Source organism: Pseudomonas sp. ASL9 (assembly GCF_056680335.1).
In genome coordinates, this window is the sequence record NZ_CM155277.1 from 2,467,407 (window position 1) to 2,482,786 (window position 15,380).

The following is a 15,380-nucleotide window of genomic DNA, read 5'->3' on the forward strand; positions in this document are numbered from 1 at the left end:
AGATGATTGCATCTAAAGCTGCGCACTTGGCCATGGTTGGCGGCAAGTCCTCACGACAGCACATTTGGGAGGCCATTCGGGCAATCAGTGTCGGTCCGAAAGCACTCACAACCTACCTGGTGGCTCGCCGCTCCGGTCAAGACGATCAAGCTGTTCGCTCTTATTTTATGGCCCTAGCCAAGGCTGGCATTGTCAGTAAAGTCCGCAACTTGGATCGCCGTGATGCTGAGTGGGACTTGATCAAAGACCAAGGCGTCGAGGCACCTCGGATCACCAGAAACGGACAACTTTCCACGCACGCGGCGGGAGCCGAAAACATCTGGCGTACCTTGCGCATCCTAGGCGCAGTCACTGCTGCGGAGGCTTCAGCCAGTGCCAGTGTGAATGGTGTAACGATCAGCGAGCATGGCGCCCGCGTGTATTTGAACGGCCTCTTTCTTGCCGGGTATGTGACACGTAGCGGCGGCACGCCGGGAAACAGAGCCCGTTTCTGCTTGATCCCTACCCGGTACACCGGCCCAAAACACCCGATCTACCAGCGCAACAATTTCGCGCAGGTGTATGACGCAAACCTTGACGAAGTGGTTTGGCGCAAGGCTGACAGCTTGGCGATACCAAGACAGGCGGTGATCGAATGAGTCAGATCAACCTGTCCGCGTGGGGCTCCGAGCCACCGCTGTTCGTGCGTCTGCTGGCTGCCGAAGTCGCCGTCAGCAACAAAACCAAAGCCAGTCAGCGCATAGGGATGAGCCGTACCGCCGTCAGCCTGATTCTCGACAACCGCTACAGCTCACCCAGCACTGCCGGGGTAGAGCGTCGAGTTATGGAAACCCTCGGCCGTATCGAGTGCGTTGCTCTGGACGAAGAGATCACAAGCGACCAATGCCAAAGCTACCGCGAAAAACCTGCACCAACTCACAAGCCACAAGCCATGCAGCACTGGCGCGCCTGCCAGCACTGCCCGATCAACCCCAACTGCTGCAACCAGGAGAACGCCATTGTTCGCCTCCACTAATAGCACCACGTTGAAAATATTGACCCCGACCCTGGCCGAGCGCCTACGAGTGTTCAATCAGGCCGCTCGTGCGTTGCAGCAACAGGGCATCCGCCTACTGCGGTTCGAACCGACTGAAAACCGCCTGACCGTCTCGCCAGAGGTCGGGGCGCAACTGCTCTCCAGTCGCCAAGTCATTGGCTACCAGCGCCATGCAAGCGCAGGCAGCACGCGTTTTCTCGTGCAGTTTCAGGGCGTGACTCTGGAATGGCGTACTCCCATCAGTTCGGCCCGTCCTGAGGACTGGGCACTCTCAACGTTTCACTAAGGAACCTGCAATGAACACACAACAACAGATCCCCGAAGGCTACCGGATCGACGCTCAGCAGCGACTGATTCCTGAGGTTTTGATCAAACCCATTGATCTGGCACGGGACGCGCTGGTTCTCGAACTGGTTGAAAAAGCCCGCTCTGCCAGCGTAGTGCTGGCCAAGTTCAAGGCCGCTGCATTTGGCGACATAGAAGCGTTTGTCGAACTCAGCGCCGAGCAATATGGGGCGCAGCTGGGCGGCAAGAAAGGAAATGTCAGCCTTATCAGCTTCGACGGTCGCTACAAGATCCAACGCGCAGTACAGGAAAACATTGCTTTCGATGAGCGCCTACAGGCCGCCCGAGCGCTGATTGATGAATGCCTCCAGGACTGGACCACCGGCGCCCGTCCAGAACTGATGACCTTGGTCAATGATGCCTTCCGCACTGACACCAAAGGGGACATCCGTACCGCTCGCGTTTTGGCGTTGCGCCGTCTGGATATCGTCGACGAGCGTTGGCAGCGCGCCATGCAGGCCATTGGCGATGCGTGCCAGGTGGTTAGCTCCAAGTCCTATATCCGCGTCTATGAACGCGTGGGCGACACCGACCAATACAAACCAATCAGTCTTGATATCGCGGGGGTGTGACATGGCATATATCGACATCAAAATTCGTTACAGCACCGGGGCTTACCATGCCTCAGCCTCAGGTCATAAAGGTGCGGCTTCGTCTGCTATGAGCGGCGAAGAGGCCGGGGCGCGGCTACTGAAAAAGCTCGCCCCTGGCGTCCTGCTGGATCATACCGAGCTGCTCAAACCAGGCGCATACCCAGAGGCCACCGTTGTCCGATATCACCTGAAGTCCCTTGAAAATGCGCAACCACAGACGACCGCCTATTGCTTTGGCTCTGGGCATATTCAGTTTGGCGTCACAGTTCCCGAGGGTGCTATCGCTCTGGCGATTGGCAATGGGGAAAAAGTGAGGGAGATCATCGGCGTTACCGCTCAGTTGTCCCGGCAGGACAACGAAACGTTGTTCGTTCCTGGTGTGCTGGACGCGATCAATCAGCGTGAAGGCCTGACCGCGCTGGCTCGCTATATCCAAGGATTGGGCCAACGCAACCAACCAGGCTTCCGGGCATTGGGAGTCTGACCATGCAGCGCTATCACGACATCAGTACAGACCCGCTGCCGATGAATTCACCTCTGCATGACGCCGCTCGCGCCGCCATGGATCAACAGACCGTCGAGTTTCTGGCTAACGGAGGCCAGATCGAGCAGATCGGTTTTCAGATGAGTACCGCACCCGCGACGTTCGCTATCAATCCTGAGCGCTCGCCCGTGTATGCCCATCTGTTTCAACCATCAGTAGAGACACCCGAAGCGCCTGTTATCACCCCTGTGGTCATCGAGCGTCCGAATCAAAGAAATGCCGCCTTGGTCATGGCAGCGGCGGCCCTGGGCGATTCCCCCAAGTGGATCGCCCGAAAGCTCCATATGACCGAAAAAGAAGTGCGGCAGAGCGGCCGCGATTATCGAATCACCTTTCACAAACAACGATAGGAACCCCCATGGCCAAGGTCATCATCACCCTCGAAGACCGCCGCGACGGTAGCGACAACATAACTGTTTCACTCGACATCGGCGGCGCACCCGTCAACGCATTCGGTCACCCACACCAGACCCCGGCTGTGTGTATGTCCCAAACCTTGTTCGGGTTTGCCTCAATGGATGAGCGAGTGGGTTCCCTGCCTGCCCACCGTAAGCAGCCGTGCAGCCTGACGATCCACTGAGCGAAACCACCCCGGAATTCCGGGGTGGTCTGCCAGGCGTGGTTGCCTGGTACTGATGAGCAGCCGAGGAAAAGATGGAGAGAGTCATGAGCGAGCAACGAGATCCGTTACGGCGGTCGGTAAGCGACGAAGACCAAATGAATTTACCCGAGGGCAAGACTTGCGGCGACTGCGTTCACTGCCGCCGATGCACGTTGATGTTTGGCCACATCCCAACTGATGAGGCTTGCGACTGGAGCCCTTCGCGCTTTCGGGAAGCTGTATCAACTGCCGTTATCGCCTAACTGATGAGCAACCGAAGACAGAAGACTGACGAACAGCACCAACATCACCCGCATCATTGAGAACTGACCTTATGGACCACAGCAAAGCCCTAGACAAAATCAAGAAGCTACTGCGCCTGGCAGCGAGCGATAACCCCTACGAAGCTGCCGCAGCCATGCGCCAGGCACGCGCCCTGATGGAAAAGTACCGCCTGGAAGAATCGGACATTCAGCTTTCCGAGGTATTCGAATGCGCCGCCCGCAGTGGTTCAAAGATGACTCCGCCGCAATGGGAAGCCAACATGGTTGGGGTCGTGAGCAAGGCTTATGCCTGCAAGGTTCTGTTCATGTCTGGCATTGGTGAGTGGCGCTTCATCGGCGAAATGGCGGAGCTGGCCAGCTACACCATGACCTTGCTACTGCGTCAGGTGCGTCAGTCTCGGCGCGACTATATCAGCACCAAACTGAAGCGCTGTAAGACCTCCACCAAGACCTTCAGAGCCGACGTTTTCTGCTCGGCCTGGGTGTCGGCTGTACTTAAACAAGTCGCGGTCTTTGCAGGCAACGATGAACCATCTCCAGCTACAGCCGCGTACATGCTCAAACACCACGCTGACACGGAAAAGCTCGACTGTCGCAACCGTAACGCGAACAAAGGCACGGGCATGCGAGCCATGACCGACGCTATGCACGGATTTATCGCGGCGGGTGATGTGCGCTTGAATCACGGTGTGAACGGCCAAGAACAACTCGCCCTGCATTAAGCGAAACCGCCCCGGCGTGCTGGGGCGATCTGCCGGACATGGTTGTCCGGTACTGATGAGCAGCCACCCATGACAGACGAAACACCCAAACAGCGCAAAACCCGCCTGGCACGCGAGCGTAAACGTGCCCAGCGCAAGCGCGACAGTGACAAGCGCCTGGCCATGGGTGCCAGCAAACTCAAGATGGAAATGTACAGCGGCACCCAAAACGAGTTGGAGCAAATACGCACCGCCGGGAATTTCGATGAATCAGCCCATGCGCTGACCATGATAATTCACGGTGTAGCCGAGCTGTCCCGACGTGACCCGGTAGCATTCCGCGCCCTGGTAAAAGCGAGAAAGTGATGAATAGACGGAACCTGCAACTGAGCAAGATCCACATAGCGAAGAAAGACCTCCGCATGGACGACGACACCTATCGTGCCCTGCTGGCCCGAGTATCAGGTGTGCGTTCGGCCAAGGATTTGAACCCGCGTCAGATCGGCACCGTTTTGGCCGAATTTGAGCGACTGGGTTGGACTTCAACAACCGCAAAGAAGGTTGGTCGCATGGCGCCGAGCCCGGCATTGGACCGGGAGAAACTGGTGGGCAAGATCGAGGCCTTTCTCTCCGAGGCCAAGCGCCCATGGGAGTATGCCGACAGCATGGCTTCTCGCATGTTCGAGGTCGAGCGTGTGGAATGGTTGGACCCGGAGCAACTTCGGAAGATGGTCGCAGCGCTGACCTATGATGCACGTCGCCATGGGAGGCCTGAGTGATGACAAATACTTTGTTCCCGGACGACAGCGACCACCTTGACCCGGCCAAGGTTTTGGCCCACATGGCAGATCCTACTGTACTGGCCCGTTGGGAGGGCACAATTCGGGAGATGGTCGAAATCGCCGAAGCCAAACTATTAGCCGAAATGGCGGATGACCCGCGAGTGCCCGAATTGGCCAGGCACGTAGTCTTTGCGATTTGCGACACCTTAGGCGGAAGTGTTGTTTACCTCCCCCGTGGTGAAACGTTGAAAAGGGCTATGCGCGACGCCGCAATTTTCCATGAGTGGCGGGAAAAAGGGGTGCAACCTGCCGACCTGGTGCGTAAGTACCGCCTTGCCAACCAAACCATTTATGAGATCATCGCCAGACAACGGGCGCTGCACCGTCAGAGTGAGCCCGACCTATTCGGTTTTGATCAAGGGACGGTTCACTGATGAAAGGAAAAGCGGTTTGCTCGGCGCTCATGCTTTTGGTTGGGTTGAGTGCGTTTAGCAGCGGTTATGCGAATGAAACCATAGAGAGGCAGGCAACACAGATACTGCTAAATGCCTGCCCGCGATTGGCACAGGTTAAAGCCGCATCTGAGATATCCAGCCTGGTAGCAACCCGTAAACCGGCCGAAAGCCTGGATGAGCAAAATATGGGTTGGCAGGAAATCGTCCAGGTAATGGTTAAGCTGACATCTCCAGTAAAGAGCCTGCCCCATGACTTCTATGCATCAGGCCAAACCTGCCAGTACGATGTCGGCCACGGTGGTGTTGTCACGGCTAAAGCGTCCTGCAAGAAAATTTGTGATTTAGACGTGTCGAGCAAAGGACCAACATTCCTGCCCATCCCAGCTACAGAGGCTTTGCAATTAGTCGCTGAATAATCCCAAGCCCCGCCGAGCGGGGCTTTTTTCTTACGCTCCCCTGAAACTCTGGCATCCCCCTCTACGCGCGAAGCTTGTTCCGTTCTCCCCAACGGCAGGTTCGCACCATGCGCTCAGATCCCGCTCCTTCGAAAGTCTCCAGGCCCCAATGGCCACGCCAACATGCGCGGCTCATTCTTGCCGCTGGGGATGACCTTGCCCGTAGTGTCTTACTGGCCAAGGTTCCAGCCGACTGGCTGGCCATGGTGCAGGCGCATGTCTCCCAAGGCGAAGAGCGCAGCCACCAGCATGTCTGTCAACGGGAAAAGCTTCGCCCGCCTGTAGCCGCCCCAGCTTTAGCCTTTGCCGAATACCGTGCGCCAACCTATGTGCCTGGCAACGCTGTGGTCGCAGCCCGACACCTGGCCGCCTTACGCGCCTCCATCCAATCACCGCGAGTATCCCAATGACCCCTCATGTTCCGAAGCGGCGCCCCCATGCGCCACGTATGACCGACTGGACCTTGATCACCATCGCATTGCTGTTGTGCCTGGCCATCGTCGCTCCGACTAAATTGCCGGTCGTGTTGTACAAAAGCGGCTTGGTCACCCTGGGCGGTGTACTCGGTTACTGGATCGACCGGGCGCTGTTCCCCTACGCCCGCCCTGATAAGGTCGCCAGTGCAGAACGTCCAATGGCCGGTATCCGTCGTGCGCTGGTCGTATTGGCCTGTGTCCTCGGCCTCACTCTGGGGCTCTGACGATGCGGCGAACTCTTCTATATATAGGTGCCCTGGTCTTGGGTCTCGCTGCCTGCATGCCAGCAATGGCAGAAATCCCAGCACAGGCCGACCATTACCGTCGTGACCTGACGCGGATTGCCCAGGCTGAGTGGGGGCTGGATGCTCCGGTGGCAACCTTCGCCGCACAGATCCATCAGGAAAGCCGTTGGCAGTTCAATGCGAAATCATCCGTCGGTGCGCAAGGCTTGGGTCAAGTGATGCCCTCGACCGCCGCTTGGCTCGCCGAACTCTTTCCCAAAGCCCTCGGCAAGGTCGAGCCCTATAACCCGGTTTGGTCCATGCAAGCGCTGGTCAGCTATGACCGCTGGCTGGCGGATCGTATCCAGGCCCGCAGCCCCTGCGAACAAGGGGCGTTGATCCTTTCTGCCTATAACGGCGGCTTGGGCTGGGTCATCCGTGACCTCAAGTTGGCATCGGCTAAGGGGGCCGATCCGCTGACCTGGTTCGGTTCTGTCGAGCGGTACAACGCTGGCCGCTCCACCGCTGCCTTTACGGAAAACCGCCAATACCCACGGGTGATCCTTCGCCAGTGGGAGGCCCTGTATGCCACCGATGGTTGGGGTTCTGGAGTCTGCCAATGAGTCGCCTACTTGACCAGATCAGCCCGATAGTTTGGTACGTCGCCGTAGTTGCAGCGGTCGTGTTTGGTCTTCATTTGAACCACCAGGACGGCTATGACGAAGGCTTCAGCGCCGCAACTACCAGTGGAGATCTAGCTGTTTCCGCGCTGCGCGAGACGTACACCCAGGAAAAACTGGACGCTGCTATGGCCGCGACTGCCAGCGCGAACAAGTCCATAGCCGATTTGCGCGAAGAGCAGGCCAAAGGCAACCAGCTTGCCAGCCAGCTTGCCGATGCCAAAGAGCAGCTACGCAAAACCACCGACACACTCACCGGGGAGATTGTTCATGTCACCACCCTTTACCGGCGCTCCCTCGATGCGCAAGCCGAACCGTTACCTGTTGCTGTGTTCACTGCTGGCTTTGTCCGCGTGTGGAACACCGCCAATGGCATCAGCTCCACAGTGCCAGCCCACTACAGCACCAGCGGATCTGCTGCGCCGTCCAGCGGAGCCGGAGCCGCTGATGACCTCGACTCCGGCCTTTCCCAGGATCAACTCCTGACTAACCAGGTACGAAACGGAGAGCTGCATGGAACCTGCAGGGCTCAGCTCAACCGCTTAATTGATTGGACTCTCAATGGACGACAGTGATTACGCCAGCGTGCAGGAAGCCATGCATCACGCCAGCGCTTTAGCGGAACATTTGGCACAACGAAAGACTCCACTTGGTCCTTCGGCCGAGTTTTGCCAAACCGCCGATTGTGAAGTGGCTATCCCTGAAACACGGCGCCGAGCCGTACCAGGCGTGCAGTTCTGCTCTCAGTGCCAAACACGACGCGAAAAACGGGGTGGCCGATGACGATGATCGAAATGCCTGCGTGGCAATTGTTGAGCATTGCCATAACCATCCTGGGTGGCTTCGCCGGTTTGCTCAAGCTGTTGCTGCATCAGACAGAAGGCCGTCTGGATCAACGCTTTGCGGTGATGGATGAGCGCTTCGCTGCCGTCGCCAGAGACAGCGATCGCCTGCGCCAAGTCGAGTTAGGGCTGGAGCGACTACGCGGTGAAATGCCTTTGCACTATGTCTGGCGTGAGGACTATGTGCGCAACCAAACCGTTATTGAGGCCAAGCTCGATGCCCTGGCCCTCAAATTAGAAAATGTTCAGCTCAAAGGAATACGCTAATGCACATAGATCCTGCCAAGGTGCGCCGGGAATCCCTGCGCTGGTACATCCTTCTCACCCTCAACACCTCGCGGCCGGTAGACCCACATGAGGCTGTGGTGCTTTCGACCATTCAGGGCATCTATCCAGACTCAACCGTGATGGAGGTCCGGCGCGAACTTGACTACCTGTCTGATCGCAGTTTGGTCACCCTCAAGAAACAACCGACCGGTGTATGGATCTGCGGCCTGACCCACTACGGCGTCGATATTGCCGAGTACACCATCGATTGCAATCCTGGTATCGCCCGCCCAGAAAAATACTGGAGCTGAGCCATGCCCCCGCGTAGCAAAGTCGCCAGCCTGCCCAAAGCGGTCAAGACCTGGCTAGACAAGGCCCTGGCTGAGAACAACTTCAGTGACTACGAAGCGCTGGCCACCGAGCTATCAGGCCAAGGCTTTTCGATCAGCAAGTCAGCGCTGCATCGCTATGGCCAGGACTTCGAGTCCAAGCTGTCTGCCCTCAAGATGGCCAGTGAGCAGGCCCGTGCCGTTGTGGCCGCTGCTCCAGATGAGGAAGGCGCAGTCAATGAGGCGCTGATGCGTCTGGTCCAGGAACACTTGTTCAAGCTGCTGATGGCTGACGACAAACCGATAGACCTTCCCAAGGTGGCCAAGGCAGTGGCTGAACTCGGGCGGGCATCGGTAGTGCAGAAGAAATGGCAGGCCGAGTTCCGCGACAAGGCCGAGGCGGCTGCTTCCCGTGTCGAGAAAATCGCCAAGAAAGGCGGATTGAATGCGGCGACCGTAGACGAAATTCGCCGTGAAATATTGGGGATGGCATCGTGAGTATTGGCTGGGCGATGCGCGCAATGAGCCTTAGCACGGCACTAATCTGGATATCGATGGGTAACTGGGTCTGCGTTGCGATAACAGCTCTATTCCATGGCTGGGTTGAATATAAGATTTGGAGACAAGCATGAGCCTGCCTGTCATCTTGGAAAACTCCGCCACTTTCAGCGCTCCAGCGGTCCTGCTCGACTATCAGAAAGAATGGATCGGCATTCGCGCCCCACTCAAGGTCGGCGAGAAATCCAGACGAATTGGCCTCACCTGGGCGGAGGCTGCGGACAACGTCCTGGTCGCCGCTGCCGAAAAGCCAGCGGGCGGCCAGACCGTGTATTACCTGGGCTACAACCAGGACATGACGGTTGAGTACATTCAGGCCTGCGCCATGTGGGCTCGGGTCTACAACTATGCTGCGGAGGAAATCGAGGAAGGAATCTGGCCGGACAGCGATCCTGACAAGCACATCAAGACCTACACCATCGGCTTTCCCAGCGGTCACCGCATCGTTGCGCTTACCAGCCGACCGTCCAACCTGCGGGGACGTCAAGGCGTGGTCGTCATCGACGAAGCCGCGTTTCACCAGGACTTGGCCGAACTGTTGAAAGCGGCACTCGCCTTGCTGATCTGGGGCGGTGAAGTCCATGTGATCAGCACCCACGACGGCACCGAAAATGCTTTCAACGAGCTGATCAACGACATTCGTGCGGGTAAGCGCAAGGGCGCGCTGTTCCGTTGCCCGTTCCGCGAGGCGGTGGAGGACGGTCTGTACCACCGGGTATGTTTGCGCAAAGGCATTGCCTATGAGCCCGACGCGGAGGCCGCTTGGGTCCAGGACGTTTACGACTTCTACGGTGATGCGGCGGACGAGGAACTAGATTGCGTGCCTTCCCAAGGCGGCGGCGCCTTTCTCAGCCTGGCCCTGGTCGAGCAACGCAGCAGCCGCGATGTGCCCGTGCTGCGCCTGGCGTACCCTCAAGGCTATGAAACCATCGCCGAGCACATGCGACTTGCCGAATCGCTGGAGTGGTGCGAAGAGCATTTGAAGCCGCTGCTAGAGGCCATCCCACTCGATGTGCAGAGCTTCTACGGCATGGACTTTGGTCGCAGCGGTGACCTGTCTGTGATCTGGCCCTTGCTCAAAGAACAGAACCTGCGCAGACGCACCCCCTTCGTGGTCGAACTGCGCAACGTACCGTTCAAGCAGCAGCTTCAGATCCTGTTCTACATCCTGCGCCGCCTGCCGAACTTCCTCAAAGGCGCGAACGACGCCAGGGGCAACGGCTCGCAGCTCGCCGAAGATACCGCCGTCGAGTTCGGCTTCAACCGCATCGAGCGCGTGATGCTGACCGAGGGTTGGTATCGCGACAACATGCCGCCGTTCAAGGCGGCACTGGAAGATGACACCTTCTACAACATCCCAGCCGACAAGGACGTGGTCAGCGACGTGCGCGCCTTCCGCCTAATCAAGGGCGTGGCCCGCATCCCGGAAAAGCGCACCACCGAAAAAGGCGAGAAGACAGGAGGCAAGCGCCACGGCGATGCCGGTATTGCGGCCGTGCTGGCCGATTACGCCTCTCGACAAGAAACCGAAATATTCGAATACCACCGAGTTCAACCCATGGCTCAGCATGATCGTGAGATCAAGCTAGGTGCTGGTTGGCGCTCCACGAAAGGCATCTGGTAATGGCTCAGTCTAAAATCGTCGACCAGTACGGTCGGCCGATCCAATACGACAAACTCACTGAAGAACTAGCCGCTGCCCGCACGACCGGCATTCGCCAGGTCTGGCACCAGTCTGTGGCCAGTGGGCTTACACCAGGGCGTCTAGCCAACATCCTGCAAGCCGCCGCCGATGGTTCGGCGCATGACTACCTGACCCTTGCTGAGGAAATGGAAGAACGCGACCTGCATTACGCTTCAGTACTTGGCACCCGTAAGCTGGCGATATCTGGTCTTGCCATTCGTGTCGAAGCTGCCACTGACGATCCAGAAGACGTACGCCGGGCGGCCCAACTCAAGGAAGTGGTGGACTCACCCGAGTTTGGCGAACTGCAAGCCGATCTGACCGATGCCATGGGCAAGGGCTATGCCGTCTCCGAAATCATGTGGGACCGCAGTGGCAAGACTTGGAATCCGTTGCGCTTCGAACCTCGCGACCAGCGCTTCTTCCAATTCGACCGCGACACCGGCCGCGAACTGCGTCTACTTGATGAGGCTGACCCGGTGTTCGGCGTTGCTTTGGCGCCTTACAAGTTCATCATCCACTTACCGCGCATCCGGTCGGGCCTGCCTATCCGGGGCGGTCTGGCTCGGCTCGCGGCCGTGGGTTATATGTGCAAAGCATGGACGTGGAAGGACTGGATGGGCTTTGCTGACATCTTCGGCATGCCCATGCGTGTGGGCCGTTATGGGCCGGGCGCCAGCAAGGATGATATTTCCACGCTGATGTCGGCTGTGGCCAATCTGGGTAGCGATGCAGCAGCCGTTATACCCGATAGCATGCGCATCGACTTTACTCAGGCAGCCAACGTCAGCGGCGCGGGTGAGTTCTTTAGGGGCTTGGCCGAGTGGTGGGATAAGCAAGTCAGCAAGGCCGTTGTCGGGCAAACCATGTCCACCGACGACGGTTCTAGCCAGGCACAGGCGACGATTCATAACGAGGTCCGTATCGACCTGTTGCAGGCCGATGCCAAAGCCGAATCCAACACCCTGAACCGCTACTTTGTCCGGCCCTGGTGCGATCTGAACTTTGCACCGGGTCGGCCTTACCCAAAGCTGATCATCGACGTGCCGCAGCCGGAAGACATCAAGATCCTAGTCGATGCTCTGGAAAAGCTGGTGCCGCTCGGGTTGAAAGTCGAACAGTCAGTGATTCGCGACAAGCTCAATATTCCCGCTCCCGCCGAGGGTGCCGAGCTGCTGGGCATTCCTGTGCCCGTTGCCACTCCAGCACTGGCACAGGCGACCAACAGCGAGCAGGTACGTGCGAAACCGGTAGTGCAGCCGGACATCGTGGATAACCAGGTGCAGACAATGGAGAGGACGGTTGGGGTTCACCTGGATGACATGGTCGAGCAGATCAAAGAGATGCTCGACTCAGTCAACAGCCTTGAGGAATTCCGGGATCGGTTGATTGAAACCTATCCGGCGATGACTACCAATCAGTTGGCGGATGCTATTGCCGATGGGCTGGCGGCTGCCAGCTTAGCGGGACGCGATGACATTTTGCGGGGGCTGTAATACGTCCGAACTCAAGGAAGAACCTTGTGCAGTACAGCCGCAGCACCTCCCCAAGCGAGAACGTAAAGCGCTTTGGAAATAAGCAGAGTGAAGTTATTTGCTATCCCTGCGAGGTCCGGCGCGGCTTGGGGCGATGGAAACACGAAGGACACGATCAAAAAGCCAACGATGGCGGTGACCACCCAGGCAATACCTTTGTCTTTCTTCGCCAGAAGCCAAGTCCCAAAAAACAATGCTGCACCGAGAAGAAACGAATAAAACACAAACTCATTAATCATCTGAAACCTACTTCCTCAAAAGCTACGGGATTAAGAACACATGATCGGCAGCTGGAGAAAAATGTTTAGGCCCGCATCGGGGTTACACATCATCAACTGGGCATATCAATAATGGCTACGTCCCATGGCTCGCTGCCGTTCCCAGAACAAATCGACTACTTCCGTGGCAAGGTCAATCTACCGACCCGTTCCTGGACAGACATCTACAACGCCGAGCATGACTATGCGTTCGTCGTGGCTGGCGCGGTCAAGCGGGATCTGCTGGCCGATCTGCGCGGTGCTGTTGAGAAGTCCATCACCAACGGCACCACCCTGGAACAGTTCCGCAAAGACTTCGACCAAGTCGTCGGTAAACATGGCTGGCAGTACCAGGGCGAACGTGGCTGGCGTACCAATGTCATTTGGGAAACCAACCTGCGGCAGTCGTACAATGCTGGCCGTGAAGCACAGATGGCAGACCCGGAGCTGCGTAAGCAACGTCCTTACGGTCTGTATCGGCATGGCGATAGCGCGCATCCTAGGCCCGAACATTTTTCCTGGAACGGCACCACCCTGCCGCTTGATGACGCATGGTGGGTAACCCACACCCCGCAAAACGGCTGGGGCTGCAAGTGCAAGAAGTTCATGCTCAGCCAACACGACGTAGACCGCCAAGGTTTGAAGGTCGGCGATGCTCCACCCATTGAATGGGAGGACCGAGTCATTGGCCAGAACAGTCCCAACGGTCCGACCACAGTGCGCGTACCCAAAGGTATCGACCCTGGCTTCGAATGCGCACCTGGTCGTTCCAGGTTGACCGATGCGGTTCCACCCTTACGTGCTCATGACCCGCTTCCCAAGGTGGGCACCAAACCTTCCAGCGCCCACGGCGCAGGGTTGCCCAACCGGCGACCAAGCACTCCTTTACCACCACCCCGCACGGTTCCGGCCAGCCAACTATTACCAGCTGGTTTATCTGATGATGCCTACGTAAATCGATTCCTGAGCGAGTTCGGTGCCAATCAGACAGCTCCGGCCGTGTTCAAAGATGTAACGGGCGATGCCGTGGTGATTGGCCGGGACATGTTCACGGTCAAACATAGCGGCCAGCTCAAGGTGCAAAAGCGCGGGCGTGAACAAACCTTGCTCCTGGTCGCACAGGCGTTACGTGAACCGGACGAAGTATGGGTAAGGCTGGAGTGGATCTATGCGCAGCAAAAGGCGGTAGTGCGCCGCCGCTACTTAGCACGCTTCGAAGTCGAGGGTAAGGCCGCGCCAGCATTGGCTGTGTTTGAGGTGGGAAGCGATGGTTGGGATGGTGTGACGGGATTTGTCGCCGACAGCGAAGACTATCTGGACGATTTACGCCTTGGTGTAAGGCTGTACCAGCGTCAGAAATAAAAAAGCTCCGACGCTGTCACACCGGGGCTGCCCCGGATGTAGGCATGGAGGCCCTGACAGGGGCTGCTCATCCGATGGGGGAATTCAATAATAGGAGATGATGATGGCCGGTGCAATGCTGGACGTAACCCTAGATCAAAGCCAGGTTGGCAAAGCCCTGGACGATCTTATCGAGCACCTGGGCAACCTGCACACGCCGCTCAACGACATTGCCGAGTATCTGCATCAATCCACAAATGACCGGTTTATTCGGCAGGTTGCACCGGATGGCTCGCCGTGGGCGCCACTAGCTGCCTCAACGCTGGCTCGTAAGAAAGGTGGACGTATCCTGCGCGACAAGGGAACACTCCAGGACACGATGCGCCACAGCGTTAGCGGTAACGAGTTGGTCTTCGGTACTGATCGCCCCTACGGCGCTATCCACCAGTTCGGTGGCAAGGTCGAACATGCCGTCAGGTCACAGCAGGTTTACTTTCGCCAGGGCAAAAACGGCTCGGTGGGCAATCGCTTCGTAAAGAAACGCCACTCGAACTTTGCACAGTGGGTTACCCATGGTGCGCACTCATTGGAAATGCCAGCGCGGCCATACCTTGGACTGTCATCAGAGGACGAAACCGAGATCGTGTCTATCGTTCAGCATTATCTTATGGCGCAGTTGAATCGTTGACCTTGTAAAATGCTGCTGACGGCGTGTTAGACGGCGATTGATACATCCGTCACCCGCACTCTGATCTGACACCGTTAGACCTGCGTTAGATTGGCTTCCCGCGCATATTACGCCAAGATGTCTAGGTTGGTTCCGCAGCAAAGATCTGCCCACCGTAATCGTCGAATCAATAAATGGATGATGTTTTATGGATCTCTACACCCTTCAGGTTTTTACCCCCACAACCGCAGCGATACCCATTCACTGGACAGCTTATGTCACAAGCCTAATGACACCTGTGATCGCTTTGATTGCTGTCTGGGTAGCTTTCATGCAGTGGCAAACCGCTAAGAATAAATTGAAGCTCGATCTTTATGATAAGCGGATAGTTGTTTACGAAGCAGCGAGGCATGCAATAGGTGATTTTTTGATCTACGGCAAAACCGATCAAGATCTCAACAGGGATTATCTAATTGGTATCGCGGGGTCAAGGTGGCTTTTCAATGAAGAAATGGCGACATATCTACATGATGAGCTATGGGAGCTACTCTCCGAGCGAGTGACTAACCAATCGATGGTGTACGGGGAAGAAGCGGAAAAAGCAAACTCAAAATCTAAAAAGCAATCGTCCATTACGTCTGATCTCAACACACATTTTATGAGTCTCGATAAGCGGTTTTTCCCTTTCCTGTCAATAAGTCATTGATCAAGAAAAACGTATAAA

Annotated in this window: 26 protein-coding genes and 2 other RNA genes; 27 read left to right on the forward strand and 1 reads right to left on the reverse strand. The window is 57.1% G+C overall.

Annotated elements, in window-relative coordinates:
- The first annotated feature begins 2 nt into the window (after positions 1-2).
- The 24 genes from AC1ME2_RS11320 to AC1ME2_RS11435 all read left to right on the forward strand — a co-directional run bounded on the left by AC1ME2_RS11320 (position 3) and on the right by AC1ME2_RS11435 (position 12,352).
- Entirely contained in the window at positions 3-638 is a 636-nt protein-coding gene (locus AC1ME2_RS11320; protein WP_480441188.1) for a hypothetical protein, read from the forward strand.
- Positions 635-1,015 (forward strand): hypothetical protein, encoded by a 381-nt coding sequence (locus AC1ME2_RS11325; RefSeq protein WP_480441189.1) that lies wholly within the window; start codon positions 635-637, stop codon positions 1,013-1,015. Before AC1ME2_RS11320 ends, AC1ME2_RS11325 begins: the two co-directional genes overlap by 4 nt.
- Positions 999-1,322, forward strand: a complete 324-nt coding sequence (locus tag AC1ME2_RS11330) for a hypothetical protein (RefSeq protein WP_480441191.1) — start codon at positions 999-1,001, stop codon at positions 1,320-1,322. The genes AC1ME2_RS11325 and AC1ME2_RS11330 overlap by 17 nt, the downstream gene beginning before the upstream one ends.
- A gap of 10 nt (positions 1,323-1,332) precedes the next feature.
- Positions 1,333-1,953 carry a DUF3164 family protein gene (locus AC1ME2_RS11335; RefSeq protein WP_480441194.1) on the forward strand — a complete coding sequence of 207 codons (621 nt, stop codon included), beginning with the start codon at positions 1,333-1,335 and terminating at the stop codon, positions 1,951-1,953.
- A 1-nt stretch (position 1,954) separates the two neighbouring features.
- A complete protein-coding gene (locus AC1ME2_RS11340; RefSeq protein WP_480441196.1) occupies positions 1,955-2,458 on the forward strand; it encodes a hypothetical protein in 504 nt (167 codons plus the stop codon).
- Positions 2,459-2,460: 2 nt separating this feature from the next.
- Entirely contained in the window at positions 2,461-2,868 is a 408-nt protein-coding gene (locus tag AC1ME2_RS11345) for a hypothetical protein (protein WP_480441197.1), read from the forward strand.
- A gap of 8 nt (positions 2,869-2,876) precedes the next feature.
- Positions 2,877-3,098 carry a hypothetical protein gene (locus AC1ME2_RS11350; protein ID WP_480441198.1) on the forward strand — a complete coding sequence of 74 codons (222 nt, stop codon included), beginning with the start codon at positions 2,877-2,879 and terminating at the stop codon, positions 3,096-3,098.
- Positions 3,097-3,167, forward strand: an RNA gene (locus AC1ME2_RS11355) — hammerhead ribozyme type II. Before AC1ME2_RS11350 ends, AC1ME2_RS11355 begins: the two co-directional genes overlap by 2 nt.
- Before the next feature lie 286 nt (positions 3,168-3,453).
- Positions 3,454-4,125, forward strand: a complete 672-nt coding sequence (locus AC1ME2_RS11360) for a DUF2786 domain-containing protein (protein WP_480441200.1) — start codon at positions 3,454-3,456, stop codon at positions 4,123-4,125.
- Positions 4,124-4,194: hammerhead ribozyme type II (locus tag AC1ME2_RS11365), an RNA gene on the forward strand. The genes AC1ME2_RS11360 and AC1ME2_RS11365 overlap by 2 nt, the downstream gene beginning before the upstream one ends.
- Positions 4,195-4,470, forward strand: a complete 276-nt coding sequence (locus AC1ME2_RS11370; RefSeq protein ID WP_480441202.1) for a hypothetical protein — start codon at positions 4,195-4,197, stop codon at positions 4,468-4,470.
- Positions 4,470-4,883, forward strand: coding sequence for a gp16 family protein (locus AC1ME2_RS11375; RefSeq protein ID WP_480441204.1), 414 nt, complete (start codon positions 4,470-4,472; stop codon positions 4,881-4,883). The genes AC1ME2_RS11370 and AC1ME2_RS11375 overlap by 1 nt, the downstream gene beginning before the upstream one ends.
- Positions 4,883-5,320, forward strand: coding sequence for a Mor transcription activator family protein (locus AC1ME2_RS11380; RefSeq protein ID WP_480441205.1), 438 nt, complete (start codon positions 4,883-4,885; stop codon positions 5,318-5,320). The genes AC1ME2_RS11375 and AC1ME2_RS11380 overlap by 1 nt, the downstream gene beginning before the upstream one ends.
- Positions 5,320-5,757: a hypothetical protein gene (locus AC1ME2_RS11385; protein ID WP_480441207.1), complete on the forward strand. Its 438-nt coding sequence runs from the start codon at positions 5,320-5,322 to the stop codon at positions 5,755-5,757. The genes AC1ME2_RS11380 and AC1ME2_RS11385 overlap by 1 nt, the downstream gene beginning before the upstream one ends.
- A 107-nt stretch (positions 5,758-5,864) precedes the next feature.
- The gene (locus tag AC1ME2_RS11390) at positions 5,865-6,206 is read left to right on the forward strand and encodes a hypothetical protein (RefSeq protein ID WP_480441208.1); all 342 of its coding nucleotides are present in this window, start codon (positions 5,865-5,867) and stop codon (positions 6,204-6,206) included.
- Between the two features lie 38 nt (positions 6,207-6,244).
- Entirely contained in the window at positions 6,245-6,496 is a 252-nt protein-coding gene (locus tag AC1ME2_RS11395) for a putative holin (RefSeq protein WP_480441209.1), read from the forward strand.
- 65 nt (positions 6,497-6,561) lie between these two features.
- Complete coding sequence (locus AC1ME2_RS11400) at positions 6,562-7,119, forward strand: transglycosylase SLT domain-containing protein (RefSeq protein ID WP_480441210.1); 558 nt, start codon at positions 6,562-6,564, stop codon at positions 7,117-7,119.
- Positions 7,116-7,751 carry a DNA-packaging protein gene (locus tag AC1ME2_RS11405; RefSeq protein ID WP_480441211.1) on the forward strand — a complete coding sequence of 212 codons (636 nt, stop codon included), beginning with the start codon at positions 7,116-7,118 and terminating at the stop codon, positions 7,749-7,751. The genes AC1ME2_RS11400 and AC1ME2_RS11405 overlap by 4 nt, the downstream gene beginning before the upstream one ends.
- Positions 7,752-7,773: 22 nt before the next feature.
- The gene (locus AC1ME2_RS11410; protein ID WP_480442096.1) at positions 7,774-7,959 is read left to right on the forward strand and encodes a TraR/DksA C4-type zinc finger protein; all 186 of its coding nucleotides are present in this window, start codon (positions 7,774-7,776) and stop codon (positions 7,957-7,959) included.
- Positions 7,956-8,285 carry a hypothetical protein gene (locus AC1ME2_RS11415; RefSeq protein WP_480441212.1) on the forward strand — a complete coding sequence of 110 codons (330 nt, stop codon included), beginning with the start codon at positions 7,956-7,958 and terminating at the stop codon, positions 8,283-8,285. Before AC1ME2_RS11410 ends, AC1ME2_RS11415 begins: the two co-directional genes overlap by 4 nt.
- Complete coding sequence (locus AC1ME2_RS11420) at positions 8,285-8,596, forward strand: hypothetical protein (RefSeq protein ID WP_480441214.1); 312 nt, start codon at positions 8,285-8,287, stop codon at positions 8,594-8,596. The genes AC1ME2_RS11415 and AC1ME2_RS11420 overlap by 1 nt, the downstream gene beginning before the upstream one ends.
- Positions 8,597-8,599: 3 nt before the next feature.
- The gene (locus AC1ME2_RS11425) at positions 8,600-9,112 is read left to right on the forward strand and encodes a DUF3486 family protein (protein ID WP_480441216.1); all 513 of its coding nucleotides are present in this window, start codon (positions 8,600-8,602) and stop codon (positions 9,110-9,112) included.
- A 130-nt stretch (positions 9,113-9,242) separates the two neighbouring features.
- Positions 9,243-10,796, forward strand: coding sequence for a hypothetical protein (locus AC1ME2_RS11430; protein WP_480441218.1), 1,554 nt, complete (start codon positions 9,243-9,245; stop codon positions 10,794-10,796).
- Entirely contained in the window at positions 10,796-12,352 is a 1,557-nt protein-coding gene (locus tag AC1ME2_RS11435) for a DUF935 domain-containing protein (RefSeq protein WP_480441220.1), read from the forward strand. Before AC1ME2_RS11430 ends, AC1ME2_RS11435 begins: the two co-directional genes overlap by 1 nt.
- Positions 12,353-12,363: 11 nt before the next feature.
- Here the strand turns inward: AC1ME2_RS11435 and AC1ME2_RS11440 are convergent, their stop codons facing one another.
- Complete coding sequence (locus AC1ME2_RS11440; RefSeq protein WP_480441221.1) at positions 12,364-12,630, reverse strand: hypothetical protein; 267 nt, start codon at positions 12,628-12,630, stop codon at positions 12,364-12,366.
- Between the two features lie 111 nt (positions 12,631-12,741).
- On the opposite strand from AC1ME2_RS11440, the gene AC1ME2_RS11445 reads away from it, so the two are divergent.
- The 3 genes from AC1ME2_RS11445 to AC1ME2_RS11455 all read left to right on the forward strand — a co-directional run bounded on the left by AC1ME2_RS11445 (position 12,742) and on the right by AC1ME2_RS11455 (position 15,362).
- Positions 12,742-14,010, forward strand: a complete 1,269-nt coding sequence (locus AC1ME2_RS11445) for a PBECR2 nuclease fold domain-containing protein (RefSeq protein ID WP_480441222.1) — start codon at positions 12,742-12,744, stop codon at positions 14,008-14,010.
- 97 nt (positions 14,011-14,107) lie between these two features.
- Positions 14,108-14,677, forward strand: coding sequence for a phage virion morphogenesis protein (locus AC1ME2_RS11450; RefSeq protein WP_480441224.1), 570 nt, complete (start codon positions 14,108-14,110; stop codon positions 14,675-14,677).
- Positions 14,678-14,864: 187 nt separating this feature from the next.
- Entirely contained in the window at positions 14,865-15,362 is a 498-nt protein-coding gene (locus AC1ME2_RS11455; RefSeq protein ID WP_480441225.1) for a hypothetical protein, read from the forward strand.
- Positions 15,363-15,380 lie beyond the last annotated feature (18 nt).

What these genes read in the sequence shown, in the direction of transcription:
- AC1ME2_RS11410 (WP_480442096.1), top strand. Translation starts at nt 7,774, where the DNA reads ATGCATCACGCCAGCGCTTTAGCGGAACATTTGGCACAACGAAAGACT.
- AC1ME2_RS11375 (WP_480441204.1), top strand. Translation starts at nt 4,470, where the DNA reads ATGAATAGACGGAACCTGCAACTGAGCAAGATCCACATAGCGAAGAAA.
- AC1ME2_RS11455 (WP_480441225.1), top strand. Translation starts at nt 14,865, where the DNA reads ATGGATCTCTACACCCTTCAGGTTTTTACCCCCACAACCGCAGCGATA.
- AC1ME2_RS11425 (WP_480441216.1), top strand. Translation starts at nt 8,600, where the DNA reads ATGCCCCCGCGTAGCAAAGTCGCCAGCCTGCCCAAAGCGGTCAAGACC.
- AC1ME2_RS11380 (WP_480441205.1), top strand. Translation starts at nt 4,883, where the DNA reads ATGACAAATACTTTGTTCCCGGACGACAGCGACCACCTTGACCCGGCC.
- AC1ME2_RS11445 (WP_480441222.1), top strand. Translation starts at nt 12,742, where the DNA reads ATGGCTACGTCCCATGGCTCGCTGCCGTTCCCAGAACAAATCGACTAC.
- AC1ME2_RS11335 (WP_480441194.1), top strand. Translation starts at nt 1,333, where the DNA reads ATGAACACACAACAACAGATCCCCGAAGGCTACCGGATCGACGCTCAG.
- AC1ME2_RS11415 (WP_480441212.1), top strand. Translation starts at nt 7,956, where the DNA reads ATGACGATGATCGAAATGCCTGCGTGGCAATTGTTGAGCATTGCCATA.
- AC1ME2_RS11385 (WP_480441207.1), top strand. Translation starts at nt 5,320, where the DNA reads ATGAAAGGAAAAGCGGTTTGCTCGGCGCTCATGCTTTTGGTTGGGTTG.
- AC1ME2_RS11395 (WP_480441209.1), top strand. Translation starts at nt 6,245, where the DNA reads ATGACCGACTGGACCTTGATCACCATCGCATTGCTGTTGTGCCTGGCC.
- AC1ME2_RS11345 (WP_480441197.1), top strand. Translation starts at nt 2,461, where the DNA reads ATGCAGCGCTATCACGACATCAGTACAGACCCGCTGCCGATGAATTCA.
- AC1ME2_RS11405 (WP_480441211.1), top strand. Translation starts at nt 7,116, where the DNA reads ATGAGTCGCCTACTTGACCAGATCAGCCCGATAGTTTGGTACGTCGCC.
- AC1ME2_RS11320 (WP_480441188.1), top strand. Translation starts at nt 3, where the DNA reads ATGATTGCATCTAAAGCTGCGCACTTGGCCATGGTTGGCGGCAAGTCC.
- AC1ME2_RS11370 (WP_480441202.1), top strand. Translation starts at nt 4,195, where the DNA reads ATGACAGACGAAACACCCAAACAGCGCAAAACCCGCCTGGCACGCGAG.
- AC1ME2_RS11430 (WP_480441218.1), top strand. Translation starts at nt 9,243, where the DNA reads ATGAGCCTGCCTGTCATCTTGGAAAACTCCGCCACTTTCAGCGCTCCA.
- AC1ME2_RS11435 (WP_480441220.1), top strand. Translation starts at nt 10,796, where the DNA reads ATGGCTCAGTCTAAAATCGTCGACCAGTACGGTCGGCCGATCCAATAC.
- AC1ME2_RS11325 (WP_480441189.1), top strand. Translation starts at nt 635, where the DNA reads ATGAGTCAGATCAACCTGTCCGCGTGGGGCTCCGAGCCACCGCTGTTC.
- AC1ME2_RS11420 (WP_480441214.1), top strand. Translation starts at nt 8,285, where the DNA reads ATGCACATAGATCCTGCCAAGGTGCGCCGGGAATCCCTGCGCTGGTAC.
- AC1ME2_RS11390 (WP_480441208.1), top strand. Translation starts at nt 5,865, where the DNA reads ATGCGCTCAGATCCCGCTCCTTCGAAAGTCTCCAGGCCCCAATGGCCA.
- AC1ME2_RS11350 (WP_480441198.1), top strand. Translation starts at nt 2,877, where the DNA reads ATGGCCAAGGTCATCATCACCCTCGAAGACCGCCGCGACGGTAGCGAC.
- AC1ME2_RS11440 (WP_480441221.1), bottom strand. Translation starts at nt 12,630, where the DNA reads ATGATTAATGAGTTTGTGTTTTATTCGTTTCTTCTCGGTGCAGCATTG.
- AC1ME2_RS11400 (WP_480441210.1), top strand. Translation starts at nt 6,562, where the DNA reads ATGGCAGAAATCCCAGCACAGGCCGACCATTACCGTCGTGACCTGACG.
- AC1ME2_RS11340 (WP_480441196.1), top strand. Translation starts at nt 1,955, where the DNA reads ATGGCATATATCGACATCAAAATTCGTTACAGCACCGGGGCTTACCAT.
- AC1ME2_RS11450 (WP_480441224.1), top strand. Translation starts at nt 14,108, where the DNA reads ATGATGATGGCCGGTGCAATGCTGGACGTAACCCTAGATCAAAGCCAG.
- AC1ME2_RS11360 (WP_480441200.1), top strand. Translation starts at nt 3,454, where the DNA reads ATGGACCACAGCAAAGCCCTAGACAAAATCAAGAAGCTACTGCGCCTG.